The organism is Mycobacterium novum (genome assembly GCF_010726505.1).
Lineage (GTDB): Bacteria > Actinomycetota > Actinomycetes > Mycobacteriales > Mycobacteriaceae > Mycobacterium > Mycobacterium algericum.
This window is the reverse complement of the sequence record NZ_AP022562.1, coordinates 2,679,135-2,704,922: the sequence shown is the minus strand read 5'-3', so window position 1 is coordinate 2,704,922 and position 25,788 is coordinate 2,679,135. Positions and strand designations below refer to the sequence as shown.

The following is a 25,788-nucleotide window of genomic DNA, read 5'->3' as shown; positions in this document are numbered from 1 at the left end:
GGCGGTGCCTTTAGGCGATATCGCCGGCGGCTCCCCGGCCGGCGGCGCGTCCGGAGAAGATGCACCCGCCCAGGAAGGTGCCCTCCAGCGCCCGGTAGCCGTGCACCCCGCCGCCCCCGAAGCCCGCCACCTCGCCGGCCGCGTACAGCCCGTCGATCGGCTGACCGTCGCCGCCGAGCACCCGGGAGTCCAGGTCGGTCTCCAAGCCGCCCAACGTCTTACGGGTCAGAATATGCAGCTTGACCGCGATCAGCGGACCGGCCGCCGGATCGGTCAACCGGTGCGGGGCCACCACCCGGCCCAGCCGGTCACCCAAGTAGGCCCGGGCCCCGCGGATCGCGGTGATCTGACCGTCTTTGGAGAACCGGTTGGCCACCTCACGGTCGCGCGCGGTGACCTCGGCAGCCACCGTCGCGTAGTCCAGCGGCACCACGTCGGGCAGCTCGTTCATGCGCGCGACCAGATCACGCAGCGAATCGGCGCTGACGAAGTCGATCCCGCGGTCGACGAACGCCTGCACCGGCGGCGGCGGCCCCGACCGCGCCCGCGACGCGATCAACTTCCGCAGGCTGCGCCCGGTCAGGTCCGGGTTCTGTTCCTGACCCGACAGCGCGAACTCCTTCTCGATGATCTTCGCGTTGAGGACGAACCAGGTGTAGTCCTGCCCGGAGCGGGCGATGTGCTCCAAGGTGCCCAGGGTGTCGAAGCCGGGATACAGCGGCCCGGGCAGCCGGGCGCCGGCCGCGTCCAGCCACAGCGGCGACGGGCCGGGGATGATCCGGATGCCGTGGCCCTGCCAGATCGGGTCGTAGTTGGTGATGCCCTCGGTGTAGTGCCACATCCGGTCCCGGTTGATCACCCGGCCGCCGGCCGCCTCGGTGATCCCGACCATCCGGCCGTCGACGTGGGCGGGCACGCCGGCCAGCAGTTGTGCGGGGACACGGCCCATCCGCTCCGGCCAGTTCTGCCGCACCAGCTCCAGGTTGCCGCCGATACCGCCGCTGGTCACCAGCACTGCGGCCGCACGGAACTCGAACTGCCCCACCGTGTTCCGTGACGATGCGACACCGCGCGGCGCAGTCGACGGTTCCAGCACACTGCCGCGCACGCCGGTCACCCGGCCGCTTTCGACGATCAGTTCGTCGACCTGGTGGCGGTGTGCGAAGCGGACCCTGGAGCGGCCCCGCAGCCGGCCCGCGAAGATCTCGACCAGCGCCGGCCCGGTCCCCCAGGTGATGTGGAACCGCGGCACCGAGTTGCCGTGCCCGATCGCGCCGTAACCACCCCGCTCGGCCCAGCCGACCAGCGGGAAGACCTTCAGGCCGCGGGCGGTCAGCCAGCTGCGTTTCTCGCCGGCCGCGAAGTCGACGTAGGCGTGCGCCCATTGGCGCGGCCAGTGGTCCTCGGGCCGGTCGAAGCCCGCGGTGCCCAGCCAATCCTGCAGTGCCAGTTCATGGCTGTCGCGCACCCCGAGCCGCCGCTGCTCGGGGCTGTCGACGAAGAACAGGCCACCGAAGGACCAGAATGCCTGCCCGCCCAGATTCGCACTGTTCTCCTGGTCGACGATCAATACCCGCTGGCCGCGCTCCACCAGTTCGCAGGCCGCCACCAGGCCGGCCAGACCCGCCCCGACGATGATCGCGTCGGCGTCCGCCCTATCGCTCATGGCGTTCCAGGGTAACGACTCAGGCGCTCAGCTCCGAGGCCACGTCGGCTACGTCGGCCGCGACCGGCCACCGGTAGGGCACCGGTCGGCAGCCGTAGCCCAGCGCCGTGTCCACCGCGTCCAGCATGGCCGCCACCACGCCGGGTTGGCTCAGCTGTCGAGCACCCACCGAGAGCCGCACCACCCCGCCGCGGCGTGCGACGCGTTCACTGGTCGCCACCACCATCCGGCACCACCAGGGCGCGGTCAGAAAACCGGCCCCGATGCCGACCACCCGGGCCCGCACAGTGCAGTCGAGCACCAGGTCGGTCATGGTGTGCAGTCCGGCAAGAAGACGGAACCCATTGCGCGGCAATGCCAACACGGTTCCCGGCGATACCGTCCAGCCCGGCGCGGCGAACAGCCGGGTGCGCAACCCGAGGTGTTCCAGCACGCGGTCGGCGCCCAGTAGCCGCAGGTTGGCCTCGTGCGCGGGCAGGGTGGCGAACTCGCCGCGACGCTTCTTGGTGGCCGCCTCATCGAAACCGTGCAGCACGATCGCGGCGCCGGCTGTCCGCCGTTGCGTCAGCCAGTCGACGGTGCCCGGGTCACGGTCGAGCCGGTAGTCGGCGCCCAGCCGCGGGGCCACCAGCAGCGACACCGGTACGGCGCGGGTGTCCAATTGCGCGCAGAACGCCTCGGCATCGGCGCGGCTACGTGCACCGATGCCCGAGACGGAGACGATCAACTGGCCGGTCACGCCATCATTGTGGCCGGTGCAGGTGACCGGCCGGTGACGTCGGGGAAGACGTCAGCCGGCGTTACGGGTTCATCCGGCGGCGACGGCTGTGGTTGGCCGGGTCGGTGCTGTTGGCGGCGATCGCCCGCAACCGTGCCAGGTCGCGGGGATGCAGGTTCGGCATCTTGGCAAGCGAGTCCAGCAGCAGGTCGGCCTGCTCACGCAGCGCGGGAAGGTGCTCGGGACGGCCGGCCTCCTCGACATGACCGGCCAGCATCCGCAGCACCCGCAGGATCGCCGCCGCCACCATGGGCTGCGCCGGTGCGACCTGGCGGAGCTGATCGAAGCCGTGCGCGATGTACTCCTTGGCGTTGAGGCCCCAGGGCCGCAGCAGTATCCGCCCTTCCGGGCCGGCTACCGCCACCAGCGGCAACGGCGCCACCAGCAGGCGGCGCAGCAGGCTGCCGACGCGCAGCGTCGCCTCCACCGCGGTGGTGGGGTCGTTGATCGCCGAACTCAGTGCGCGCAAGCCGATGTCGACGAGTTGGCGGAACGCGAAGTCGACGTCTTCCTGCATAGTGCGGCTGTCGCTGACGGCGATCGCCCTGGTCAGCTTCTGCCGCACCCGGTCCGGGTTGTCCGGCGCCGGCCAGATCGTGACCAGCGGCTGGCCCAGGTGGATGTAGGCGCCCACTCGGGTGTCCAACCGGATCTTGGTGTTGGGCGGGATGGCGGCCAGCAGCCGCCGGGTGTCGACCCGGCTGATCCAGCCGTTGCCCGGCGAGGTCAGTCGCAGCGCGTCCCGCGGAGCGTCCATGTCGGTTTCGGGGGCCGGTTGCTCATCGGCTGCGGCGGCCACGACGGCGTCGATCACCATCGAGCCCTCCGCCGCGATCTCCCGCACCACCTGACCGACCTCGAGCCGATGGGCCAGGTGGTCGATGTGGGCGATGATCGTGATCACCGTGACGATCGTCAGCACGACCGCGACCGTCACCGTCACCGGCGGCGCGCGGTGCGGCGAGGATCCGTCCAGATCCGGCAGGCTCAGCACGCAGTACACGAACGTCGCGACCAGCAGGCCGATCACGACCTGGCTGAGCCGATCCCGGATGAACCAGCGCATCACCCGCGGCGACAGCTGCGAACTGGCCAGCTGCAGGCTCACGATGGTCAGCGAGAAGATGACCCCCGCGGTGGTGATCGTCGCGCCGGCGATGGTGGACAGCAGCCAGGTGGCCACACCGCTGTCCATCTTCAGCAGGAAGCGGGGCGACGGGCCGACGTGTCGATCGAGCACGCGGCTGCCGACCGCCAACAACATGCCGCCGAACACGATCAGCAGCGGCAGCAGAAACAGGCTCTCGCGAAACCGGTAAGCCAGCGCCAACGCCCGCACACTCGGGAAGCGCTCCGAGCTGGGACGCATCAGCTTGGCAGGACCGCCTCGATGGCGGCGATCACCTCGGGCGCATCGGGCACCGTGGTGGGCCGGAAGCGATTTGCCACCACCGTCCCCGGAGCGAGCAGAAACTTCTCGAAGTTCCATTGCACGTCGCCGGCGGTGCCATCGGCGTCGGCGGTCTTGGCCAACTCGGCATACAGCGGGTGACGGTCATCGCCGTTGACGTCGGTCTTGGCCAGCAGCGGAAACGTCACCCCGTAGGTGGTCGAGCAGAAGTCCTGGATCTCCTCGGCGGTCCCGGGCTCCTGACCCATGAACTGGTTGCAGGGCACCCCCAGCACCGTCAGACCGCGGTCGGCGTAGTCCCGGGCGAGCTTCTCCAGGGCGCTGTATTGGGGTGTGAGCCCGCATTTGGACGCGACGTTGACGACCAGGACCGCTCGATCGGCGTAGTCGGCCAGGGACGTGGACCGGCCGTCGAGGGTGGTCAGCGGGATATCGGCGAGGCTCATGGCCGCGAGGTTACCCGTTGCCGGTGGCGACTGCGATCAGCTCAGCCCGATCGGCGTTCGGCGGGAACGTCGCAGCCGGCCATGGCCAACAGCCAGGCATAGCAGAACGCGGTTTCCTTCCAGCGTTCGTACCGCCCGGAGATGCCGCCGTGGCCGGCGCTCATCTGGGTTTTCAGCAGTACTTGGCCGGCGTCGGTCTTGTTGTGGCGCAGCGCCGCAACCCACTTGGCCGGCTCGACGTAGAACACCCTGGTGTCGTGCAGTGACGTCATCGCCAGGATGGGCGGGTAGTCCCGGGCCGTGACGTTCTCATACGGCGAATAAGACTTCATGTAGAAGTAGACGTCCTTGTCGTCCAGCGGGTTTCCCCACTCATCCCACTCGGTGACCGTCAGCGGCAGCGACGGGTCCAGGATGGTGGTCAGCGGGTCGACGAACGGAACCTGGGCCACCACGCCGGCGAACATTTCCGGTGCCAGATTGGTGACCGCGCCCATCAACAGTCCGCCCGCACTGCCGCCCATCGCCACCAGGCGCCGCGGTTCGCAGACCCCGGACTCGACCAGGTGGCGTGCCACGGCGACGAAGTCGGTGAAACTGTTCTTCTTCTCCAGCAACTTGCCGTGCTCGTACCAGAGCCGACCCAGCTCGCCGCCGCCGCGGACGTGCGCGACGGCGAAGACCATGCCCCGGTCCAACAGCGACAGTCGGGCGATCGAGAACTGCGGGTCCTCACACATCTCGTAGGCGCCGTAGCCGTAGAGCAGGGTCGGCGCCGGTAGCTCGATGCCGGCCCGGTGCACGACCGAGACCGGGATGCGGGTGCCGTCCTCGCCGTAGGCCCAGTCGCGGTACTCCACATAGTCTTCGCGGCGGTAGTCCCCGAGTACCGGCTGTTCCCGTAGCAGTGTGCGTTCGCCGGTCGCGAGGTCGATGTCGTAGATGCGAACCGGCGTGATGAACGACGTCGCACCCACCCGGAGTTTGGGGCAGTCCCAGTTCGGGTTGGCCGCCAGGCCCGAGGAGGTCAACTCGGTGTCGAATGTGATCTCCTGCGGCGGTGAATAGTCGCCGTCGCTGCTGATCGGCCACAGCTGCAGCCGCGGCAGCCCCTCGGCGCGGTAGCCGACGACGAGGTGGTGCGCGAAGGCGTCCACTCCGTCGAGCCGGACGTCATCGGCTCCGGCGATCAGGGTCTGCTGCGCGGCCGGGTTCCCCGCGTCCGCCACGGGCACCTGCACCAGGGTGAAGTTGACCGCGCCGTCATTGTGCAGGATGAGAAACCGGTCGCGGCCGTCGAGGATCGCATGCTCCACCGAGTACTCGACGCCCTCGCGGCGGGGCAGCACCACGGTGAACTCCGCGTGTGGGTCGGCGGCGTCGGCGTAGTGCACCTCGGAGGTGACCGCCGAGCCGGCGGCGATTAGCACGTAGGCGTCACTGCGGGTGCGCCCCACCGACAGCCAGAACCGCTCGTCATCCTCGTGATAGACCTGCTCGGCGGGTTGACCGGCGCCGATACCGTAGCGCCACACCGTGTCCGGGCGCCAGGCCGCGTCGACCGTGACGTAGTAGACGGTGCGGCTGTCGGTCGCCCAGGTCACCCCCGCGCCGATTCCGGCGATCTCGTCGGGGAACAGTTCGCCGGTGCGAAGATCCTTGAATCGCAGCGTGTATCGCTCGTCGCCGACGACGTCGACGGAGTATGCCAAGATGTTGCCGTCCGGACTGACACCGGCGGCGCCCAGTGCGAAGAAATCGTGCCCCTCGGCTTCGGCGTTCTGGTCTAGCATCAGCTGCTCGCCGGGGATCTCGATGTCCCCGGCGAGTCGAGGTGGATCCCAGTCGTCGGGCGAGCTGACGGGACAGCGGCATTGGACGCCGTATTGCTTACCTTCGAAGGTGCGGGCGTAGTACCACCAGTCGCCGCGCCGGGTCGGCACCGACAGGTCGGTTTCCTTGGTGCGGGCCTTGATCTCGTCGAAGACGCGCTGCTGCAACGGTTCCAGGTGCTCGGTAGCGGCGTCGGTGTAGGCGTTCTCGGCTTCCAGATGAGCGATCACCGTAGGATCGGACTTGTCGCGCAGCCATTCGTAGGGGTCGACGAAAACGTCCCCGTGGTGGGTGCGGGTACTGTCCACCCGCTTGGCCGACGGGGGATCGGGCAGCGTTCGTGAACCGTCGGTCATGCCGCGGGGCCGACCCAGTCATCGAAGGACAGGCCCGAGATCCGTTCGTAGGCCTCGATGTAACGGGCGCGGGTGGCGGCGATGATCTCGTCCGGCAACGGCGGAGGCGGCTCGGTACCGGCCCTATCCCAGCCCGAGCCCGGGCCGGTGAGCCAGTTGCGCACGAACTGCTTGTCGAAGCTTTCCTGTACGACCCCGGCTTGATAGTGGTCGGCCGGCCAGTACCGCGACGAGTCGGGGGTGAACACCTCGTCGGCCAGCAGCAGGTTGCCGTGTTCGTCGACGCCGAACTCGAACTTGGTGTCGGCGATGATGATCCCCTTCGTCAGCGCATGGTCGGCCGCCTGCAGGTAGACCTGCAGGGTGCGGTCGCGCAGCTGGCCGGCCCGCACCGGGCCCACCAGGTCGATCACCCGAGCGAACGAGATGTTCTCGTCGTGTTCGCCGATCTCGGCCTTGGTGGCGGGGGTGAACAGCGGGTTGGCGAACTTGCTGGCCTCCACCAACCCCGGCGGCAGCGGGATGCCGCAGACCGATCCGCTGCGCTGGTAGTCCAGCAGCCCCGAGCCGGTCAGGTAGCCGCGCGCCACACACTCGATCGGCATCATCTGCAGTTCGTGCACCACCAGCGCCCGGCCCAGCACCTCCTCGGGGACGCGCGGATCGTCGGGCGGGCCCGCCAAGTGGTTGGGCGCGTCGACCAGGTCGAAGAAGAAGACGCTCATCGCGGTGAGGATGCGCCCCTTGTCGGGGATCTGGCTGTCGAGGATGTAGTCGAACGCCGAGATCCGGTCGGTGGCGACGAACAGTAGGTGGTGGTCGTCGATCCGGTACAGTTCGCGGACTTTGCCGCTGGCCAGGTGCTGATAGTCGGAGAGCGCGGGACGCGACATTGCGCCAGCCTAACCGGGCGAACATGCGCGACGCGCCGGCGGCGGGCGCGTGGGCACTCCGCAAGGCGGGGGATCCCCGAACCACTGATGGGGCCGCCGCATCAACCTGGCCGAGTGGCCGGTCGTCCACAAACCCGGACAACGACCCAATCATCGCCTACAGTTATTTGTTAGGCTTCTCACACCTGACTCATATTTAAAATCCAGCCGCGAGGGATCGTCCAGCCATGGCTCACGCACACACCGTCTCGGAGAATCGCCGGCCGCCGCGGCTGAGCGGCCGCACCCGACTGGCCGGCGCGGCCGTGGTAGCCGGGGTGTCGTTCGGGTTCGGCCTGGCCCCGGTGAGCGCCCCGACCGCTCACGCCGAGGTCATCGAGGACGCCTTCGACCAGCTGCTGGCCGGGATCGCCGCCGACTGGGGCGACCCGTTTGCGGCGTCGGCCACCAGCTTCGACTTCACCGACTGGTTCCAGCACTCGATCTACCTACCGGTGCACGACGGACTGCAGCAGTGGCTGGACAGCACAGCCGGCCAGCAGGTGGCCGAGTTCCTCAACGGGTTCGGCTCGCATGTGATCGGTGACGGGGCCGCCGGCACCGCAGACAACCCGAATGGCGGCGCGGCCGGTTGGTTGTTCGGCGATGGCGGCGCCGGCTGGGACAGCGACCAGGCCGAGGTCGGCGGCGGAACCGGCGGCGCGGCGGGACTGTTCGGCAACGGAGGCGCCGGCGGCGCGGGCGGTGCCGGGGCTCACGGCGGCGCGGGCGGGGCCGGCGGCTGGCTGCTGGGCAACGGTGGCGCCGGCGGCGACGGTGGCGCCGGCGGTGACGGCGGTGACGGCGGCAACGGCATCGGGCTGTTCGCCGCCGGCGGGCACGGCGGTGACGCCGGCGACGGCGACAGCATCAGGTCCGTTGCCGGGCACCCGGTGCCGGCCCTGGGCGGGGCCGGCGGCAACCCGGGGGTGGCGGGCACCCACGGCGCGGTCGGCGCCTTCGGCACCGCGGGCGGCGGCCCGCCCACCGGAAGCGGTGCCTTCAGCACCGCCGGCACCTGGCTCACCGACGCCGACGGCCGGGTGCTGATCCTGCACGGCGTCAACGAAGTCAACAAGGGTGCGCCGTTCACCCCGGAGGCCAACCACTTCGACGAGCAGCACGCCGCGTACCTGGCCGCCAACGGCGTCAACGCGGTGCGGGTCGGGATCATCTGGGCCGGGGTCGAGCCCAACCCCGGCGAGATCGACTATGGGTACCTGGCGTCGATCAAGGCCACCGTGGACCTGCTCGCCAAGCACGGCATCGTCAGCGTCCTCGACATGCACCAGGATCTGTACAGCGACACCATCACCGGCATCGGTGACGGGGCGCCGGAGTGGGCAGTGCAGACCGGCGATGCGCTCAACATCAACTTCGGCTGGCCGTGGAACTATCCGCTCAACTTCGCGGTGAACCACGCCTGGGACGCGTTCTGGACCAACTCCGCAGCACCGGACGGGATCGGCCTGCAGAACCACTACGCCGCGATGTTCCAAGCTGTCGCCGGCTACTTCAACGGCAACCCGAATGTCGCCGGCTACGAGATCATGAACGAGCCCTGGCCGGGCTCAGGCTATCTGTCGACCGCGTTCGGCAACCCGTTCTTCGACACCCAACAGCTGTCGCCGTTCTACGACCAGGTGACCGCGGCGATCCGGTCGGTCGACCCGACCACCCCGATACTCTTCGAACCCAACACGCTGTTCGGCAACCTGCCGGTGCCCACCCACGTGACCCCGCCGGACGATGACAACCTCATCTTCGCGTTCCACAGCTACTGCCCGTGGTTCGAGGTCCTGGGCACCGACATCGGTTGCTCGGCCTACGAGGGCTTCATCATGGATCAGGCCGCCGCCTACACCCAGACCCACGGCCTGCCGGGGATGCTCACCGAGTTCGGCAACACCACCGTTCCCGGCGTCATCAGCAACGCGACCGGCGCCGCCGACAAGCACGGATTCGGCTGGCTGTTCTGGGATTACAACAACGTGCTGGTCGGTGACATGGCGCAGCCGCCGACCGGGGACAACGTGGCGACCGACGCGATGCTCACCCTGGCCGCGCCTTACCCGCAGGCGGTGTCGGGCATCCCGGGCACCTGGTCGTTCACCGAAGGCACCTTCGCGTTCAGCTACTCCACCGCAATGGCCGACGGCTCCGGCCAGTTCGCCGCCGGCGCGCACACCGACATCTCAGTGCCGACCAGCATCTACCCGGACGGCTACCAGGTGGTGGTCACCGGCGGCGAGGTCGCCTCGGAGCCGAACGCCCCGGTGCTGGTGATCGCCTCCGACGCCGGCGCTTCCGTCGTCACGGTGACGGTGACGCCCAACAGCTGAGCCGCACCACCGCACCAGACGGCATCAACTGTGCTGGGATCAACGACATGACGTCACGGTTGCTGCCCTACGCCACCTCCCCCGGCCGCCTGCTGGCTCAGTTGTTCAGCGACGCCATCGTCGCGGTCTGGACCTTCCTGTGGGTGCTGGTCGCGCTGGCCGTGCACGGGGCCGTCGCCACCATCGCCGGGGTCGGACGGCAGTTCGAGCAAGGCGCCAACGGGGTGGCCGAGAGCCTGGCCTCGGCCGGGCACAGCGCGGATCGCATTCCGCTGGTGGGCGATGCGGTGAGCAAGCCACTGACCGCGGCCGGCGAGGCGGCAGTCGACATCGCCGGCGCCGGCCACAACCTGAACACCACCGCCGGCTGGCTGGCCTACCTGCTGGCGATCGCGGTGGCGGCGCCACCGATCCTGGCGGTCGCGATGCCGTGGCTGGCGTTGCGGCTGCGATTCTTCCTGCGCAAACGGGCGGTGCTGGCGCTGGCCGCCACGCCGGCCGGCCTGCAGTTGCTGGCACTGCGCGCGCTGGCGAACCGGCCGCACCGCGCGCTGACCGCGGTCAGTCCCGACCCGGTCGGCGCATGGCGGCATCAAGACCTCCCCGTGATCGCCGAACTCGCCGCCGTCGAGCTACGGTCTGCCGGGCTGGCGCGACATCCCCGATCCCTGAGCGCGGCGAGTTAGGCTGCGGTCGTGAACCTCGAGAAGGTGGTTTTCGGTTTCTTTGTGTTGCTAGCGGCGACATTGAATTTCGGGTTCTTCGTCGGCGACATCGGCGACCCGCTCATCCACAATCCGTGGGAACTCTTCCTCGCCCTCATCGTCGCCTTCATCACCTCGATCCTGAAGTTCGGTGACCGCACCCAGCTCGGAGCGGTCCATCTGGCGACGAGCCTGGTCGCGCTGCTGCAGCTCGCCGGCGCAGCGACGATGTGGGTTTACTACACCCAGGTGTCCAGCTACGGGCTGGACGCACATGCCATCGCCAGCGTGGTGTCGCTGTCCGGCGGGGCGCTGTTGGCCAACATCGTGTCGGTCACGCTGCTGGTGGTCGAAACGGCGTCCTTCAGACGTCGATAGCAGATGCCCAACTCCCTGCACCTCTTGGCGTTCTGGACCCGGCGACCGAACAAGCCGCGGCCCAAGCCGATCCGAGTCCCGACGACGGTCGAGACCACCGAGGTCATCTTCTTGTTCATGCGGCGGATGCGCGCACCGTTCATTGTCGTCATCGCCATGTTCAGCGTCTGCACCACCGGCTTGATGCTGATGCCCGGTGTCGATGCGCAGGGCAATCCCTACCGGCTGACCGTCTTCGATGCGTTCTACCAGATGACGATCACGTTGACGACGGTCGGCTACAGCGAGGTGCCTCACGCCTTCAGCTACCCGCAGCGGATGTGGCTGTCGATGTCGATCTACCTGGTCGTGATCAGCTGGGCCTTCGCCATCGGCGTCTTCTTCTCCGTCATCAACGACACCGCCTTTCAGGACGCCATCGCCGCGCAGCGGTTTCGCCGGCAAGTCCGCCGGATGGTCGAGCCCTTCGTCATCATCGCCGGCTACGGCCAGGCCGGCCGGGCCGTCGGCGCCGAACTCGACGAACACGGGCGCCGGTTCGTCGTCATCGACAAACAGGAATCCAGAGTCGCATCGGTGACATCGGGGCAACTCAGTTCCGACGTCCCGGCGATCGAGGGAGATTGCGCCAGCCCGCCCGTGCTCGGCGTGGCCGGCCTCGCTCACCGCGACTGCGAGGGCGTCCTGGCGTTGACGAACGATGACGACGCAAACCTCGCGGTGGTGATGACCGTGGCGCTGCTGCGGCCTGAAGTGCCCGTGTTCACCCGCTGCAGCGACCCGAAGATCCAGGCCCGTATCGAGCGCTTCGCTCCGGCGGGAATCATCAACCCCGCTGACCGGTTCGGTGACTACCTCGCGCTGTCCATTCATCGCCCGGTCAATCACCAGCTGCTTCGCTGGCTGATGGACAACGAAGAAGACCAGCTGCCGCCATTGCGGCGGGGACTGGCCACCGGCCGCTGGGTGGTCTGCGCCGACCCCGAGTTCGGTGACGAACTGGTACGTGATCTCACCGCCAGCGGGCTGGCCGTAGACCTCGTCGACCCCGCCGAGGATGAACTCGACGTCGCCGATGCCGTCGGATTCATCGCCGGGACGAATAGCGACACCACGAACATCGCCGTAGCAGAGCAGGCAAGGTTGGCCAACGCGGACGTCTATCTGGTGGTCCGCCAACAGACCAACGCCAAGAAAGCCCTGCTCGACGCGTTGCAGATCGACTCGGTTTACATCGCGCCCGAGCTCGTTGCCCGCGAGGTCCTGGCCCGAACCCTCACACCGGTGTTCTGGAGCTTTGTTGAACACGCCTTCGGGCGCGATGAAGCTTGGGCCACCAGGGTGCGCGACCACCTGCAGGAGACCTGCGGGCGGCGCACGCCCAGTCGTGATGTCATCGTGTTGTCGGCCGAGCAGGCTCCAGCGATCGCGGACTGGTTGCGACGTGGGGAGACGCTGACGTTGGGCGATCTCATCCGCCGGCCCGACGACCGGGAGGTGCGGTTGCCGCTGGCCGCGTTGGTGCTGATGCGAGACGGTGCGCCGACGTTCATGCCGGACCCGGACACCACACTGGCGCTCGACGACCAGGTGCTGCTCGTCGGCAAGCCCGAGGGGCTGTCCCAGGTGCGCGAGGTGTGCAACTACCCTGCCACGGTGGAGTACCTGGCTACCGGCCGCGACGTGCCCTTGACGTGGGTATGGGCCAGGCTGACCGCGCGGATGCGCCGCCGCGCCGATGCAGCGCGGCCGCACTGAGGGCTCGCGCGCGCAGCAACCCGGCGACTGCCACGATCAGCCAGGCGGTCAACGCGTTCCAGTAGAACACCAGCGACAGGGTCTGCAGTGCGGGCATCCGCAGTTCGGTGGCCATCGCCCCGGTGGCCACCGAGTACATCCCCAATGGGAATACCAGCGCCCACCACGCGCCGGTCAATTTGAGGACCGCCGGGCGCCGGTTGATCCGGTGCAACACGAAGTAGACCAGCGGAGGGATCCATAGGCTGGCCGCTACCCAGGTCACGGCGGTGACGGCCCGTACGGCCCCGGCCGGCCAGCCCACCGCCACGCCGTAGATGGTGTGACCGGCAAGGGTGGCGATCGCCAACGCCCCCATCAGAATCCAGTCGTCCGGTTCGAGGCCGTCCCGGTCTTTGCGCTCGTGGACGGCGCGCCACAGGATCAGCCAGGTCATCGCGATGTAGATCGCGATCGCGAGCAGCCAGACCGCCATGGCCACCGCCGTCCAGCCGCGATCACCGGTGTGCCGGGCGACCTGAGCGGCCAGAATCGCCAGCCCCGATGTTCCGACGCTGGCCAGTTCCCCGGCGCCGTGGGCACTGCCACGCAGCGCGACCCGACCACCGGCAGCCAGGTTGCGGCACGTCAAGATCAGCAACACCAGCCACGCCGTCAGCGCAATCGCGCCCAGCAGCCGCACCACCACCGGGTGGGCGACCAGCCGCGAATCCAGCACCGCGCACGCGGCGACGAACGTGAACAACCGCAGCGTCACGTCGGGGTCGCGTAGGTCCCAGCGGGTGACGGCGCGCGTTGCGGCTGCCCCCAACACCACCAGCAGGCCGGTTGCCAGTACCCCCAAAGTGTCTGAAAGCCACGAATATTGATGATTGCGGGCGGCAATCGACAAGATGCCGGTGGCCATCACCGCCGCGAAGGCGTCCGGTGCCGGCCACCGCGTCACGCTCATGCGCGGTTAGAGAATCGCGCCTGGAACGTAGCCGGCCGCCGACGGATACCGCTCGACCAGCGCGGTGACCTCCGCCATCATCTGGTCGACCTGGTCGGCAGCCGCACCGGTGAACGCCTGCCGGTCGGCGATCGCCACATCGAGGGCGGCGCGGTCCAGCGGCAGCCGCTCGTCGGCGGCCAGCCGGTCCAGCAGGTCGGGTTCGGCGCCGCGTTCGCGCATCGCCAGGGCGACGGCCACCGCGTGCTCCTTGATGACCTCGTGGGCAGCTTCTCGACCCATCCCGGCGCGCACCGCGGCGATCAGCACCTTGGTAGTGGCCAGGAACGGTAGGTAGCGGTCCAGTTCGCGGGTGATCACCGCCGGGTAGGCGCCGAATTCGTCGAGCACGGTCAGGAACGTCTCGGTCTGTCCGTCGATGGCGAAGAACGCATCCGGTAGCGCGACTCGGCGCACCACCGAACAGAACACGTCGCCCTCGTTCCACTGTGCGCCGGCCAGTTCGGCGGCCATCGACGCGTAGCCGCGCAGCACCACCTGTAATCCGTTGACCCGCTCGCAGCTTCGGGTGTTCATCTTGTGGGGCATCGCCGACGAGCCCACCTGGCCGGGCGCGAAACCCTCGGTGACCAGTTCGTGACCGGCCATCAGCCGGATGGTGTGGGCCAGCGACGACGGCCCGGCGCCCAGTTGCACCAGCGCGGACACCACATCGTGGTCCAGCGATCGGGGATAGACCTGGCCGACACTGGTCAAAACCGTGGAGAATCCCAGGAATTCGGCGACTCGGCGCTCCAGTTCGGCGAGCTTGGCGGTGTCGCCGTCGAACAAGTCGAGCATGTCCTGGGCGGTGCCCATCGGGCCTTTGATACCGCGCAGCGGGTAACGGCCGATCAGCTCTTCCAGCCGCTGCAACGCGATCAGCGTCTCCTGGGCGGCCGAGGCGAACCGCTTTCCCAGCGTGGTGGCCTGGGCGGCGACGTTGTGGCTGCGCCCGGCCATCACCAGCTCGCGGTAGGCCACCGCGTGGCTGACCAGCCGGGCGACCGCCGCCAGGCCGTGGCTGAACACCAGCTCCAAGGATTGGCGGATCTGCAGCTGTTCGACGTTCTCGGTCAGGTCGCGGCTGGTCATGCCCTTGTGGACGTGCTCATGGCCGGCCAGCGTGTTGAACTCCTCGATGCGCGCCTTGACGTCGTGGCGGGTGATTCGCTCGCGGGCGGCGATCGACTCGAGGTCGACATTCTCGAGCACGGCCTCGTAGTCGGCGATCGCTTTCTCGGGTACCGGCACGCCGAGCTCGGCCTGCGCCCGCAGCACCGCCAGCCACAGTCGGCGTTCGGCGACGATCTTGGCCCGCGGCGACCAGATGTCGGTCATCGCGGCGCTGGCGTAGCGGGTGGCCAGCACGTTGGGGATGCTCACGAGCAGCTAGCTTACGGCCCCCTACAGCGCGTGCAGGATGTCCTCGACCCGATCCTTGGCGTCCCCGAAGAGCATCGCGGAGTTCTGTCGGAAGAACAGCGGGTTCTGCACGCCGGCATAGCCCGATGCCATCGAGCGCTTGAAGACGATCACGTTGTCGGCCTCCCACACGGTCAGCACCGGCATGCCGGCGATCGGGCTGCCCGGATCCTCGGCGGCGGCCGGGTTGACGGTGTCGTTGGCGCCGATCACCAGCACCACCGAGGTGTCGTCGAAGTCGTCGTTGATCTCGTCCATCTCCAGGACGATGTCGTAGGGCACCTTGGCCTCGGCCAGCAGCACGTTCATGTGCCCCGGGAGCCGGCCGGCGACGGGGTGGATGCCGAAGCGCACGTTGACCCCGCGCTCGCGCAGTTTGCGGGTCAGTTCGGCGACGCCGTACTGGGCCTGCGCGACGGCCATGCCGTAGCCCGGGGTGATGACCACCGACTCGGCGCCGGCCAACAGTTCGGCCACCCCTTCGGCGGTGATCTCACGGTGCTCGCCGTAATCGGTGTCATCCGACGGGCCGGCCTCGATGCCGAAGCCGCCGGCGATCACCGAGATGAACGACCGGTTCATCGCCTTGCACATGATGTAGGACAGGTAGGCACCCGAGGAGCCGACCAGCGCACCGGTGATGATCAGCAGGTCGTTGGAGAGCAGGAAGCCCGATGCCGCAGCCGCCCAGCCGGAGTAGCTGTTGAGCATCGAGACCACGACCGGCATGTCGCCACCGCCGATGGAGGCGACCAGGTGCCAGCCCAGCGCCAGCGCCAGCACGGTGACCACGATCAGCAGCCACAGCTGCGGCTCGTTGACGAACCACACCGTCAGCGCGAAGAACGCCACCAGGGCGCCGACGTTGAGAAAGTTCTTGCCGGGCAGCATCAACGGGTTGGACTTCATCCGCGCCGACAGCTTGAGGTTGGCCACGATGGAGCCGGTGAAGGTGACCGCACCGATGAACACGCCGATGAACACCTCGGCGGAGTGGATGCCCAGCAACCCCGAGGCCGCCAACTCCTGGGCGTCGGCCCCCTGCATGTCGGCTTCGATGTGCAGGTAACCGTTCCAGCCGACCAGCACGGCGGCCAGACCGACGAACGAGTGCAGCAGCGCGATCAGCTCGGGCATGCCGGTCATCTCGACGACCTTGGCCCGCCACAGCCCGATCGCCGCGCCCACCACGGTCGCCCCGATCAGCAGCGCCAGGCCGACCGGCTGGATGCAGCGGTTGACCGCCAAGGCGATCGTCGCGGCCAGCGCCACCGTCATGCCGAGGATGCCGAAGCTGTTGCCGACCTTGGACGTTTCATGCTTACTCAGCCCGGCCAGCGCCAGGATGAACAACAGCGCCGCGACGATGTATGCCGCCGAGGCGGCGGTGTCGATCGAGAACATAGGGGTCTACTCCAAATCGGGGTGCGCAGCGCCTAGCTGCGGGAGAACATGGCCAGCATGCGGCGGGTCACCGCGAAACCGCCGAAGACGTTGATGCTGGCCAGCAGGATCGCCGCGGTCGCCAGTGCCGTGATGGCCGGATCGCCGTGCCCGATCTGCAGCAGCGCACCGACGACGATGATGCCCGAGATGGCGTTGGTCACCGACATCAGCGGCGTGTGCAGCGCGTGGTGCACATGCCCGATCACGTAATAACCGATCACGATCGCCAGCGCGAAGACCGTCAGGTGCACCTGCAGCGCCGCCGGCGCCAGCGCCACCAGCGCGAACAGCACCGCCGCCGCGGCTACCACCAGACCCAGCCGCCGACCGGCCGTCATCGGCGCCTTCGACTCCTGTTTGACCACCGGGGCTGCTTCAGTGGCCTTGGCGGGGGCGGCCGAGACCTGTACCGGCGGCGGCGGCCAGGTCGACTCGCCGTCACGCACCACGGTCATCGACCGCTGCACCACGTCGTCGAAGTCCAGCACCAGCTGGCCGTCCTTGCCCGGCGTCATCAACTTCACCAGGTTGACCAGGTTGGTGCCGTAGAGCTGCGACGCCTGCGCGGGCAGCCGGCCGGCCAGATCGGTGTAGCCGATGATCGTCACCCCGTTGTCGGTGACGACGGCCTGGTCGGCCACCGTGCCCTCGACGTTGCCGCCATTGGCTGCGGCCATATCCACGATCACGCTGCCCGGGCTCATCGAGGCGACCATGTCGGCGGTGATGATCCGCGGTGCCGGCTTACCGGGGATGAGCGCGGTGGTGATGATGATGTCGACGTCTTTGCACTGCTCGGCGTAGAGCTCGGCCTCGCGGGCCTTGTAGGAGTCGCCCATCTCTTTGGCGTAGCCGGTTGCCGAGACCTCAGCCTCGGGATCTTCGATCGACAGATACTCGCCGCCTAGGGATTTCACCTGATCGGCGACCTCCGGCCGCGGGTCGGTGGCCCGCACGATCGCTCCCAGGCTGCCGGCTGCGCCGATCGCGGCCAGGCCGGCGACGCCGGCGCCCACCACCAGCACCTTGGCCGGTGGCACCTTTCCGGCGGCGGTCACCTGGCCGGTGAAGAAGCGGCCGAACACGTGGGCGGCCTCCACCACGGCGCGGTAGCCGGCGATGTTGGCCATTGAGCTCAGCACGTCCAGCGACTGCGCGCGCGAGATCCGGGGTACCGCGTCCATCGACAGTGCCGTGATCGGCCGACGGGCCAGATCCTCCACCCGATCCGGGTTCAGTGCCGGTGCCAGCAGGCTGACCAGTGTCGCGCCCGGCTTCATGGCGTCGAGCTGCTCGGTCGCTGGGGCATTGACGCCGAAGACGATGTCAGCGGCGCGGGCGTCGCCGATCGTGGCGCCGGCTTCGACGTAGGCGGCGTCGGTGAACGACGACGCCTCTCCCGCACCGGCGTCCACCACCACCTCGTAGCCGAGCTTGATCAGCTGGGCGACCGTGGTTGGCGTCGCCGACACGCGCGTCTCACCGGGCTGCGCCTCGGATAGGACACCGATATTCATGACGTAGCTCTCCGCATTCGCTTCTCGTAGGCGTTTCTGGGCGTCTTGGCACCCCCCGGTTACCCGCCAGTAGCAAAGTAGCGACAAAGGGGTCGAGGCAGCATACCGTGTGAGCTTCTCAGGCTGACACGGCGCGCTGGTCCAGCGGCGCGAGCAGGTCGATGACGTCGATCACCGCCGCCCGGGCAACGGCCCGCGGTCCCTGGCGGTCGTCAACCAGGGCCGCCATCACCGCCCCATCGACCATGCAGACCAGCGCATGCGCCATCTCGACCCGGGCGATCCGCCCGGAACGCTCGACGGCTTCGGCGACGGCATCGGACCGTTGGTGCAGGATGCGGCGCTGGATTTCGCGGAGGGCAGGCTGCCGGGCACAGACGATGGACCGCTCATATCGCGAGATGAGCTGTTCGCTGACCTGCGAGCCGTGCTCCTCACCCACCAGCAGATCCACCAGCATGTCGGCCGTCGTTTCGGCGCTGCGCCGGCGCCGGGACAGGCCGGCGATGCGGGCCCGCAGCTGAGCGACCTCCAACATTCCGATGTGTTCCACCGCGCTGGCGATCAGGTCCTCCAGCGACGAGAAGTAATAGGTGGTCGACGCCAGCGGCAGGCCGGCCCGCTGCGCCACCGCGCGGTGTCGCACCGCTTCGAACCCACCCTCACGCAGTAGCTCGGCGGCGGCACTGATCAGCGCATACCGTCGGCGTTCGCCCTTGGGCGTGACCGCTGTCATCACGCCTAGAGATGCTGCCAGCAGAGCTATCGCCGCATCATGGGTTTGCGTCTTTTCGGACAAACCGTGCTCCGCTGGCATGATGGCCGCCATGCCCGGGTTGAGCCGACGAGCGGCGTTGCGACTCGGGGCCACCGTGGGCGCGGCGGGCGCGTTGGGCGTGAGTTCGTTGGTCGGCGTCCGGCCCGCGCGGGCCACCCCGACGCTGCCCACCATGACGACCGGCTCGTTCGCCTCGGCCGCGCGCGGCGGGATCTCGACCAATTGGGCGATCGCCAGGCCCCCGGGACAGACCGAGTCACTGCGCCCGCTGATCGCATTGCACGGCAAAGGCAGCGACGCGGCGACGGTGATGGCCGGCGGAGTGGAACAGGGCCTGGCCGAGGCGGTCGCCGCCGGCCTGCCCCCGTTCGCGGTGGTGGCCGTCGACGGCGGCGGCAGTTACTGGCACCGGCGCACCTCCGGGGAGGACTCCGGCGCGATGGTGACCGACGAGTTGCTGCCGCTGCTGGCAGACCAGGGGCTGGACACTTCCCGGGTGGCGTTCATCGGCTGGTCGATGGGTGGCTACGGCGCGCTGCTGCTCGGGGGCCGGCTCGGTCCGCGCCGAACCGCGGCGATCTGCGCGGTGAGCCCTGCGCTGTGGCTGTCGCCCGGTGCGGCGGCGCCGGGCGCGTTCGACGGCGCGGCGGACTTCACGGCGAACTCCGTCTTCGGGATGCCGGCCCTGGGATCGATCCCGATCCGGGTGGATTGCGGTGACTCCGACCCCTTTTACTCGGCGACCCGGGCTTTCATCGACCAGCTGCCCAATCCCCCCGCCGGCGGCTTCTCCCCCGGCGGGCATGACGGGTCCTACTGGAGCTCGCAGCTCCCGGCCGAGTTGACCTGGGCCGCCCCGCTTCTAACTGCTTAGCCAATTTTTCAGCCCCAACCTGGGTTAGCGACGCCGACGCCTCCTCGGAACCCGCCGCACTCAGCAGCGGTGACACGCTGGGAACGGTCAGCCTCGGTGAGAACATGTCGAACATTCTCGGGATCGAGACCACCCAGTTCACCGTTACCTCGGTCGATGCCGCATCGGGTCTCACCGATGCGCAACTCGCGGACCCGCCGACGCTGGGCACGGTCTACAGCGTGACCGACCTCGGATGGTTCACGAACGTCTACGAGGCGATCCCGAACGCCGACGGGACGTCAGCGGTCGCATCGGCTTGAAATCCGCTGGCGTTCTTGGGTTTCTGAGCTAGGCCGCTGATCGGACCCGGCAGAATCCGGTCAGCCGACTGCGGTTACTGGCAGAGCTTGCCCAATGCCGCGATGCGCGCGTCAAGATCGCGCCCCAGCTGCTCCCGTTCTGAATTCGGTTGCCCGACAAGGTAACTGAGGTTCAGATGCTCGAGCTCGCCGGCCATCGCGCGGGCCGCTTCCGCAATATCCTGTGAAACGGCGGCCTTCTCTTCAACGCGACCCCGCAGGTATGCGGCACCCGCCGTCAGCGACAGCCTCGCGTTGGCGGCCACCGCAAGCTGGGCAACCGGGTTCTCGGGATCCGGGTTCTTCAGGTGCATGTTGTTGGCCACCGCCTGGCGCGCGAGCACTGCCGCAGCGCACACATCTTTCTTCGCGTCGGCAACCTGCTGATCCGAGAAATTGGCCGACATCGCGGATGCCGGGAGCCACCAGGCAACCGCCGCGCCGGCCAAGGCTCCGGCGACGAGCGCAATCGCCGCCGCGAGGAGCAGGGGCCCCTGAGCTGATTTCACCGGCGCTTGGGCCGCCGATCGTTTCGCAGCCGCAGGCTGCTCCGATGGGTGATCCTCGTCGGCCGACTCAGCAGCGTCCAGCTCAGTTTCGTCAGACATACTGGGTAACTGTACCGGCGCCCTCGCCGAGCCGACCGAGGATGTTCGGCTCGGCTAGATCCGAATCTTGTCCTCGGCGGCCGCCAAGCCGATATCGGTGCGGAAGTGGCTACCGGGCAAGCGGATCGAACCGAGGGTCCGGTAGGCGGCCGCGCGGGCAGCGGCCAAGTCGTCGCCGACACCCACCACCGACAGCACCCGGCCACCGGAGGACACCACCGCCCCGTCCTCGCGGAGCACGGTGCCGGCGTGCAGCACGGCCTCACCCTCGGCGCCCACGATCACGTCCCCGACGCGGGGCCGGCCGGGATAGTTCTCCGCGGCCAGCACCACCGTCACCGCCGAGCTGTCCCGCCAGCGCAGCGCACCGAACTCGCTGAGCCCACCGGTGGCGGCGGCGTGCAGCAGCTGCCCGAGCGGCGACTCCAGGAGCGCCAGTACCGCTTGGGTCTCCGGATCCCCAAAGCGGCAGTTGAATTCGACGACAGCCGGCCCGGTCGAAGTCATCGCCACTCCGGCGTAGAGCAGCCCGGCGAACCGGCTGCCGCGGCGCACCAGTTCGGCGGCGACCGGCTTGACGATGTCGGCGACGATCCCCGCCGCAGCCTCTCGGGACAGCCAGGGCAGCGGGGCATAGGCACCCATGCCGCCGGTGTTGGGGCCGGCATCACCGTCACCCACCCGTTTGAAATCCTGCGCCGGCAGTAACGGCACTACCGTGTCGCCGTCGACGACACAGAACAATGACAGCTCGGGGCCGTCCAAAAACGATTCCAACAGCACCGGATGTCCGGCGTCGAGCAGCCCGGCGGCGTGTGCCCGGGCCGCCGCGCGGTCCGGCGTCACCACCACTCCCTTGCCGGCGGCCAGCCCGTCGTCCTTGACCACCCAGGCCGCCTCGCCGGCATCCGGGCCGAACCGGCTCAGGGCAGCGTCCAGGTCGGCCGGGCTGTCGACGATCTCCGAGCGAGCGGTGCGCACCCCAGCCGCGGCCATCACGTCCTTGGCGAACGCCTTGGAGCCTTCGATGCGCGCGGCGTCCCGGGACGGTCCGAAGCAGGCGATGCCCGCGGCCCGCACCGCGTCGGCAACGCCCAACACCAAAGGCACCTCGGGCCCGATCACCACCAGGTCAGCAGCGACGTCACGGGCCAGGGCGGCGACCGCCGGACCGGAGGTGATGTCGACCTCGCGTTGTTCGGCGACCGCTGCGGTGCCGGCGTTGCCCGGCGCGATCACCAGGTGTTCGACTTTCGGGTCGTTGCGAAGGGCCATGAGGAGCGCATGTTCCCGGGCGCCGGAACCGATCACCAGGACGCGCATCGGCGCCACTCCTCTCTCATTTCCCCTCGCATCGTCGTCGGCGGGGCGCGAGACAAAGGATATATAGCAAGACCGCCCGGTACGCGGCGACGGGCCTACGTCACCGCCCCCGGAGGGCACCGCCGGCGCCATTCAGCCCGCCCGGCTCGGCGCTGCTGGCGTCTCCCGAGTACTTTCAGCGGCTCAACTGCCCGTCACCATGGCGTGCAACTCCGCGATCGACCACGGTGACGAGCCATGGTGATCGCGGTAACCCAGCACCGCGGGGGCGGGACGGTCGAATCGGCCGACGAAGCCTCCGGATGCCAGGAACACCGAGCCGGTCACCGTGCTCGCCAGGTCGCTGGCCAGGTAGGTATACAGCGGTGCCACGTAGCCGGTCGGCGCCGGATCCAGCGACGCCTGCATGGTGAACTCATCCAGCAGTCCCCGGGCGTGCAGGTCGCGGATGTGCTGCTCGTAGTCGGCGCCGGTCGACAGACGCGTCTTCGCGCCCGGACAGACGACATTGGCCCGAACGCCGTGCTCCGCGAGCTCGGCCGCCATCGCCAGCGTCAGGGAGTTGATCGCCCCCTTGCCGGCGGGATAGCCGGTGCCGCCGTAGTCGCCCAGGAAGGCCACCGAACCGCTGTTGACGATCGACCCCCGTCGCTGCTCGGCCATGATGGGGGCGGCGGCCCGGCAGGTGTGGAATGCCGTGCCGAGATGAGCGTCGAGCAGTTCCTGGAACTGCGCGCCGGATATCGACAGGATCGAGGAACCGGGCGGTTCGGCGATGCCGGCGCAGTTGATCAGCACATCGACGCTGCCGTATTCGTCCCGGCAGGCCGCCATCAACGCCGTCGCGGTCGCCTCGGCGTTGGCGGCCCCGGCTACCCCGACGGCCCGACCTCCCGAACCGGTGATCGCCGCGACGGTGCCGTCCACCGCATCCGGATCCCGGCCGTTGACCACGACGCCGGCGCCGCAAGCCGCGAGTAGGTCGGCGACCGCCCGGCCGACGCCCCGGCTGCCGCCGACGACGACGGCGGCCCGCCCGGAAAGCAATGTCTCGTCGGTCATGGTGTCGAGGTGAAGGCCGCCAGCGCCTCGGCGTTGGCGCCGGAACCCATCAGCTCGACGAAGTAGGCGTTCTCCCGCTCGCGGGCGGCCGCCACCCCGGGCAGGGTGGGCGCGGCGATGCTCTTCTTGACCGCCATCAGGCTGGCGAGCGGTCGCGCAGCGAGGACCTCGGCGTGCCGATGCGCCTCCGCCATCAGGTCATCGGGCTCGCAGACCTTCCAGACCAGGCCCATCTCGAGGGCTTGCTCGGCGGTGATCCATTCCGAGGACATCAGCAGCCAGGCGGCGTTCTGCCGGCCGATCAGTCGCGGCAGCAGATACGACGACGCCGCCTCCGGCGCGACACCGAGACTGGTGAACGGGCACATCAGCCGTGCGGTCGACGACATGAACGCCAGGTCCGCGTAGCCGAGAATGGTCGTGCCGATGCCCACCCCGATTCCGTTGACCGCGCAGATCAACGGCTTCGCGAAGCCGTTGAGCGCGTCGATCAACCCCGGGAAGCCGTGCCGGCCCGGAGTGAAATCCGTTGCGGTGACCCGCGCCTGCATCTCCTTGAGGTCGGTCCCGGCGCTGAAGGCCCGGCCGGCGCCGGTGACCACCACGACCGCCACCTCGGGATCCTGCGCTGCCTCCAGCAGTGCCTCGGTGGTGGCGTCGTAAAGCGCCTCGTTGAAGGCGTTGAGCGCCTCGGGCCTGGCCAATGTCAGGACCCGCACGCGTCCGGTGGTGGTGATCTCCAGAGTCAAGGTGCGCTCCACATTCCCTACCCGCCGCCGTGCATCTTGACCGCGGCGTCGACGTTGGCCTTCTTGTCCTCGGCCTGGCCCTTAGCCGCGGCCTTCTTACGCCTGGCCACGACGGCGTCGACCGCGCCGTTGAGCGCCGATCCCAGCGGGAACCCGAGGTAGTGGGTCACAAAGACCGCCATCTCCTTGAGTTCGGCCTCGGTGAGCTCGCCGTTGAGCAGTGCGGCATTGATCTGGATCTCCGCCAGGTTCCGGTTGCCGATCGCCGTCACCGCCGTCAGCGTCATGATCCGTTTGTCGCGCATCGACAATCCGGGCCGGGTCCAGATGCTGCCGAACAGGTGATCGACGGTCAGGTCGAAGTAGGGGTCGCCCTCGATGTTGGGCATCTCCCAGCCGTAGACCTCATTCATCTTCTCCAGTCCGGTGCGGCGCAGTTCGTCCATCGGGTCTCTCCTAATCAGTCGGGTGCGGAACGCCGAGGCCGGGGGCGAGCCGCTGCAGCGCGATCTGCGCCAGCGGCAGCTCCACACCGGTCGCCCGTCCCAGCCCTAACGCCAGGCTGAGGTCTTTCTCCCCCAGGCCGCGAGTGTGGGTGAAGGCGTCGTGCAGGAAATGGTCCGCCGGCAGCGGCGCGGTGGAGTCCAACAGCATGATCGCCCCGGGTCCGCCGGTGAGCGCATCGGTGTGCCGCACCACCCGGCCCAGCGCCTGCAGGTCCAGGCCGGCGGCCTCGGCCAGTTTCATGGCTTCACCGGCCGCGGCATAGGCGGTGAACGTCAACATGTTGCGGGCCAGCTTCATTCGGGTGCCGGCGCCGGGCTCCCCGGCGTGGATGACCAATGCCGCCCAGTGTTTGAACGCCGGCTTGATCTGTTCGTAGACCGCGCGGTCGGCGCCGACCATGGTGGCCAGCTGACCCTTCTCGGCGGCTCCCGCGCCTCCGCTGACCGGCGCATCCACGACGTGAATGCCCTGTGGCTTCAGCTGCTCGGCCAGCTCGGCGGCGGTGGTGTCGGCGATCGTCGAGTGGATCGCGATGACGGTGCCCGGCTTCGCGTTGGCCGCCAGTTCGGCGACGACCTCGCGGACCTGGGCGTCGTCGAGCACGGTGACGCTGATGATGTCGGCGCTCGCACCCACCTCGGCGACGTTGTCGGCCGAGCCGGCGCCGGCCTCGACCAGCGGCGTCATCGCTTCGGCACGCACATCGAATACCGTTACGCCGCCGGGCCAGTCGACCATCCGCCTGGCCATCGGCGCGCCCATGTTGCCCAGCCCGATGTAGCCGAGGCGCGGTGGTGAATCAGGTGTGCTCATGACCGGATGATCTGTCCGCCGTCGACGTTGAAGATCTGTCCGGTGATCCACGACGCCTGATCCGACAGCAGGAACAGGCACATCGGAACCAGGTCCTCGGGCGTGCCCATCCGTGCGAGCGGCAACTGCTGCACCATCTGTTTGACGATGGCCTGCGGGGTGGTCGACCGGTTGGCCTCGGTGTCGATCGGGCCGGGTGCGATCGCGTTGATCCGGATGTTGCGCCAGCCCAGCTCGCGGGAGAGCTGCTGGGTCAGACCGTTGATACCGACCTTGGCCAGCCCGTAGAAGTTCGAGTAAACCCATGCCGCGGTGGAGGATTGGTTGATGATGGCGCCGCCCCCGCGCTCGGCCATGTGTTCGTAGACCGCCCGGGTGCAGATCAGTGCACCGTCGAGGTTGACCCGCATGAACTTCTCGTAGTAGTCCCACGGCACGGTCAGCAGCCCGTCGAGCTTCATGCCACCGAAGATCGCGGCGTTGTTGACCAGGTAGTCGATCCCGCCGAATTCATTGACCGCCGCATCGGCCATGGCCTGCGCCGACTCCGGGTCGGAGACGTCGACTTCCACCGCGAGGGCCTTGCCGCCGTCAGCGACGATCTGCTTGGCGACGTTCTGCGCGCCCTCGAGGTTGATGTCGGCGACCACCACGGCGGCGCCCTCAGCGGCCAGTGCCGCCGCGTAGGCCTGGCCGATCCCGCCACCGGAACCGGTGACGATGGCCACCTTGTCGTCGAATTGCCCCACT

The 25,788-nt window shown here is 68.7% G+C and carries 24 protein-coding genes; 6 read left to right on the top strand and 18 right to left on the bottom strand.

The window, feature by feature from the left end; genetic code table 11:
* Window positions 1-10: 10 nt before the first annotated feature.
* The 6 genes from G6N19_RS12415 to G6N19_RS12390 form a co-directional block, all read right to left on the bottom strand.
* Complete coding sequence (locus tag G6N19_RS12415) at window positions 11-1,666, bottom strand: FAD-binding dehydrogenase (protein ID WP_193465045.1); 1,656 nt, start codon at window positions 1,664-1,666, stop codon at window positions 11-13.
* Window positions 1,667-1,685: 19 nt separating this feature from the next.
* Window positions 1,686-2,405 carry a DUF2334 domain-containing protein gene (locus G6N19_RS12410; protein WP_193465044.1) on the bottom strand — a complete coding sequence of 240 codons (720 nt, stop codon included), beginning with the start codon at window positions 2,403-2,405 and terminating at the stop codon, window positions 1,686-1,688.
* Window positions 2,406-2,466: 61 nt separating this feature from the next.
* Window positions 2,467-3,813, bottom strand: coding sequence for a DUF2254 domain-containing protein (locus tag G6N19_RS12405; RefSeq protein WP_193465043.1), 1,347 nt, complete (start codon window positions 3,811-3,813; stop codon window positions 2,467-2,469).
* Window positions 3,813-4,301 carry a glutathione peroxidase gene (locus G6N19_RS12400; protein ID WP_083037544.1) on the bottom strand — a complete coding sequence of 163 codons (489 nt, stop codon included), beginning with the start codon at window positions 4,299-4,301 and terminating at the stop codon, window positions 3,813-3,815. Before G6N19_RS12400 ends, G6N19_RS12405 begins: the two co-directional genes overlap by 1 nt.
* 41 nt (window positions 4,302-4,342) lie before the next feature.
* The gene (locus tag G6N19_RS12395; RefSeq protein WP_193465042.1) at window positions 4,343-6,490 is read right to left on the bottom strand and encodes a S9 family peptidase; all 2,148 of its coding nucleotides are present in this window, start codon (window positions 6,488-6,490) and stop codon (window positions 4,343-4,345) included.
* On the bottom strand, window positions 6,487-7,383 hold the full coding sequence (locus G6N19_RS12390; RefSeq protein ID WP_013830506.1) for a phosphoribosylaminoimidazolesuccinocarboxamide synthase: 897 nt from the start codon (window positions 7,381-7,383) through the stop codon (window positions 6,487-6,489). Before G6N19_RS12390 ends, G6N19_RS12395 begins: the two co-directional genes overlap by 4 nt.
* Window positions 7,384-7,610: 227 nt before the next feature.
* Between G6N19_RS12390 and G6N19_RS12385 the strand changes: the two genes are divergently transcribed.
* The 4 genes from G6N19_RS12385 to G6N19_RS12370 are packed head-to-tail and all read left to right on the top strand — an operon-like array spanning window position 7,611 to window position 12,604.
* Window positions 7,611-9,764, top strand: coding sequence for a cellulase family glycosylhydrolase (locus G6N19_RS12385; protein WP_013830507.1), 2,154 nt, complete (start codon window positions 7,611-7,613; stop codon window positions 9,762-9,764).
* 47 nt (window positions 9,765-9,811) lie between these two features.
* Entirely contained in the window at window positions 9,812-10,450 is a 639-nt protein-coding gene (locus G6N19_RS12380; RefSeq protein WP_013830508.1) for a hypothetical protein, read from the top strand.
* A 9-nt stretch (window positions 10,451-10,459) separates the two neighbouring features.
* Window positions 10,460-10,846: a DUF6394 family protein gene (locus G6N19_RS12375; protein WP_013830509.1), complete on the top strand. Its 387-nt coding sequence runs from the start codon at window positions 10,460-10,462 to the stop codon at window positions 10,844-10,846.
* 3 nt (window positions 10,847-10,849) lie between these two features.
* Window positions 10,850-12,604 carry an NAD-binding protein gene (locus G6N19_RS12370; RefSeq protein WP_013830510.1) on the top strand — a complete coding sequence of 585 codons (1,755 nt, stop codon included), beginning with the start codon at window positions 10,850-10,852 and terminating at the stop codon, window positions 12,602-12,604.
* Here the strand turns inward: G6N19_RS12370 and G6N19_RS12365 are convergent.
* From G6N19_RS12365 to G6N19_RS12345, 5 genes are all read right to left on the bottom strand, one after another.
* The gene (locus tag G6N19_RS12365) at window positions 12,516-13,556 is read right to left on the bottom strand and encodes a tellurite resistance/C4-dicarboxylate transporter family protein (protein ID WP_193465041.1); all 1,041 of its coding nucleotides are present in this window, start codon (window positions 13,554-13,556) and stop codon (window positions 12,516-12,518) included. The two genes, G6N19_RS12370 and G6N19_RS12365, sit on opposite strands and share 89 nt — an antisense overlap.
* 6 nt (window positions 13,557-13,562) lie before the next feature.
* The gene (gene purB / locus G6N19_RS12360) at window positions 13,563-14,981 is read right to left on the bottom strand and encodes an adenylosuccinate lyase (protein ID WP_013830512.1); all 1,419 of its coding nucleotides are present in this window, start codon (window positions 14,979-14,981) and stop codon (window positions 13,563-13,565) included.
* 21 nt (window positions 14,982-15,002) lie between these two features.
* On the bottom strand, window positions 15,003-16,424 hold the full coding sequence (pntB, locus tag G6N19_RS12355) for a Re/Si-specific NAD(P)(+) transhydrogenase subunit beta (protein WP_013830513.1): 1,422 nt from the start codon (window positions 16,422-16,424) through the stop codon (window positions 15,003-15,005).
* A gap of 32 nt (window positions 16,425-16,456) precedes the next feature.
* Window positions 16,457-17,983 (bottom strand): Re/Si-specific NAD(P)(+) transhydrogenase subunit alpha, encoded by a 1,527-nt coding sequence (locus G6N19_RS12350; RefSeq protein ID WP_013830514.1) that lies wholly within the window; start codon window positions 17,981-17,983, stop codon window positions 16,457-16,459.
* A 118-nt stretch (window positions 17,984-18,101) separates the two neighbouring features.
* Window positions 18,102-18,719 carry a TetR/AcrR family transcriptional regulator gene (locus tag G6N19_RS12345; RefSeq protein ID WP_041320207.1) on the bottom strand — a complete coding sequence of 206 codons (618 nt, stop codon included), beginning with the start codon at window positions 18,717-18,719 and terminating at the stop codon, window positions 18,102-18,104.
* A 79-nt stretch (window positions 18,720-18,798) separates the two neighbouring features.
* On the opposite strand from G6N19_RS12345, the gene G6N19_RS12340 reads away from it, so the two are divergent.
* Complete coding sequence (locus G6N19_RS12340) at window positions 18,799-19,635, top strand: alpha/beta hydrolase-fold protein (protein WP_193465040.1); 837 nt, start codon at window positions 18,799-18,801, stop codon at window positions 19,633-19,635.
* 104 nt (window positions 19,636-19,739) lie between these two features.
* Entirely contained in the window at window positions 19,740-19,937 is a 198-nt protein-coding gene (locus tag G6N19_RS12335) for a hypothetical protein (protein ID WP_013830517.1), read from the top strand.
* Window positions 19,938-20,011: 74 nt separating this feature from the next.
* On the opposite strand, the gene G6N19_RS12330 is transcribed toward G6N19_RS12335, so the two are convergent.
* The 7 genes from G6N19_RS12330 to G6N19_RS12300 form a co-directional block, all read right to left on the bottom strand.
* Entirely contained in the window at window positions 20,012-20,584 is a 573-nt protein-coding gene (locus G6N19_RS12330; RefSeq protein WP_049792934.1) for a hypothetical protein, read from the bottom strand.
* 54 nt (window positions 20,585-20,638) lie between these two features.
* Window positions 20,639-21,907, bottom strand: coding sequence for a phosphoribosylamine--glycine ligase (gene purD, locus G6N19_RS12325; RefSeq protein WP_041320211.1), 1,269 nt, complete (start codon window positions 21,905-21,907; stop codon window positions 20,639-20,641).
* A 183-nt stretch (window positions 21,908-22,090) separates the two neighbouring features.
* A complete protein-coding gene (locus G6N19_RS12320) occupies window positions 22,091-22,969 on the bottom strand; it encodes an SDR family NAD(P)-dependent oxidoreductase (RefSeq protein WP_013830520.1) in 879 nt (292 codons plus the stop codon).
* Window positions 22,966-23,718: an enoyl-CoA hydratase/isomerase family protein gene (locus G6N19_RS12315; protein ID WP_041320213.1), complete on the bottom strand. Its 753-nt coding sequence runs from the start codon at window positions 23,716-23,718 to the stop codon at window positions 22,966-22,968. Before G6N19_RS12315 ends, G6N19_RS12320 begins: the two co-directional genes overlap by 4 nt.
* 17 nt (window positions 23,719-23,735) lie before the next feature.
* The gene (locus tag G6N19_RS12310) at window positions 23,736-24,164 is read right to left on the bottom strand and encodes a carboxymuconolactone decarboxylase family protein (RefSeq protein ID WP_013830522.1); all 429 of its coding nucleotides are present in this window, start codon (window positions 24,162-24,164) and stop codon (window positions 23,736-23,738) included.
* A gap of 10 nt (window positions 24,165-24,174) precedes the next feature.
* Entirely contained in the window at window positions 24,175-25,038 is an 864-nt protein-coding gene (locus G6N19_RS12305; protein WP_041318789.1) for an NAD(P)-dependent oxidoreductase, read from the bottom strand.
* Window positions 25,035-25,787, bottom strand: coding sequence for an SDR family oxidoreductase (locus tag G6N19_RS12300; protein ID WP_193465039.1), 753 nt, complete (start codon window positions 25,785-25,787; stop codon window positions 25,035-25,037). The genes G6N19_RS12305 and G6N19_RS12300 overlap by 4 nt, the downstream gene beginning before the upstream one ends.
* Window position 25,788: the final 1 nt, after the last annotated feature.

Excerpts from the sequence above, each read along its gene's own strand:
- G6N19_RS12415 (WP_193465045.1), bottom strand. The coding sequence starts at position 1,666 with ATGAGCGATAGGGCGGACGCCGACGCGATCATCGTCGGGGCGGGTCTG.
- G6N19_RS12405 (WP_193465043.1), bottom strand. The coding sequence starts at position 3,813 with ATGCGTCCCAGCTCGGAGCGCTTCCCGAGTGTGCGGGCGTTGGCGCTG.
- G6N19_RS12400 (WP_083037544.1), bottom strand. The coding sequence starts at position 4,301 with ATGAGCCTCGCCGATATCCCGCTGACCACCCTCGACGGCCGGTCCACG.
- G6N19_RS12395 (WP_193465042.1), bottom strand. The coding sequence starts at position 6,490 with ATGACCGACGGTTCACGAACGCTGCCCGATCCCCCGTCGGCCAAGCGG.
- G6N19_RS12390 (WP_013830506.1), bottom strand. The coding sequence starts at position 7,383 with ATGTCGCGTCCCGCGCTCTCCGACTATCAGCACCTGGCCAGCGGCAAA.
- G6N19_RS12385 (WP_013830507.1), top strand. The coding sequence starts at position 7,611 with ATGGCTCACGCACACACCGTCTCGGAGAATCGCCGGCCGCCGCGGCTG.
- G6N19_RS12380 (WP_013830508.1), top strand. The coding sequence starts at position 9,812 with ATGACGTCACGGTTGCTGCCCTACGCCACCTCCCCCGGCCGCCTGCTG.
- G6N19_RS12370 (WP_013830510.1), top strand. The coding sequence starts at position 10,850 with ATGCCCAACTCCCTGCACCTCTTGGCGTTCTGGACCCGGCGACCGAAC.
- G6N19_RS12365 (WP_193465041.1), bottom strand. The coding sequence starts at position 13,556 with ATGAGCGTGACGCGGTGGCCGGCACCGGACGCCTTCGCGGCGGTGATG.
- pntB (WP_013830513.1), bottom strand. The coding sequence starts at position 16,424 with ATGTTCTCGATCGACACCGCCGCCTCGGCGGCATACATCGTCGCGGCG.
- G6N19_RS12350 (WP_013830514.1), bottom strand. The coding sequence starts at position 17,983 with ATGAATATCGGTGTCCTATCCGAGGCGCAGCCCGGTGAGACGCGCGTG.
- G6N19_RS12345 (WP_041320207.1), bottom strand. The coding sequence starts at position 18,719 with ATGACAGCGGTCACGCCCAAGGGCGAACGCCGACGGTATGCGCTGATC.
- G6N19_RS12340 (WP_193465040.1), top strand. The coding sequence starts at position 18,799 with ATGATGGCCGCCATGCCCGGGTTGAGCCGACGAGCGGCGTTGCGACTC.
- G6N19_RS12335 (WP_013830517.1), top strand. The coding sequence starts at position 19,740 with ATGTCGAACATTCTCGGGATCGAGACCACCCAGTTCACCGTTACCTCG.
- G6N19_RS12330 (WP_049792934.1), bottom strand. The coding sequence starts at position 20,584 with ATGTCTGACGAAACTGAGCTGGACGCTGCTGAGTCGGCCGACGAGGAT.
- purD (WP_041320211.1), bottom strand. The coding sequence starts at position 21,907 with ATGCGCGTCCTGGTGATCGGTTCCGGCGCCCGGGAACATGCGCTCCTC.
- G6N19_RS12320 (WP_013830520.1), bottom strand. The coding sequence starts at position 22,969 with ATGACCGACGAGACATTGCTTTCCGGGCGGGCCGCCGTCGTCGTCGGC.
- G6N19_RS12310 (WP_013830522.1), bottom strand. The coding sequence starts at position 24,164 with ATGGACGAACTGCGCCGCACCGGACTGGAGAAGATGAATGAGGTCTAC.
- G6N19_RS12305 (WP_041318789.1), bottom strand. The coding sequence starts at position 25,038 with ATGAGCACACCTGATTCACCACCGCGCCTCGGCTACATCGGGCTGGGC.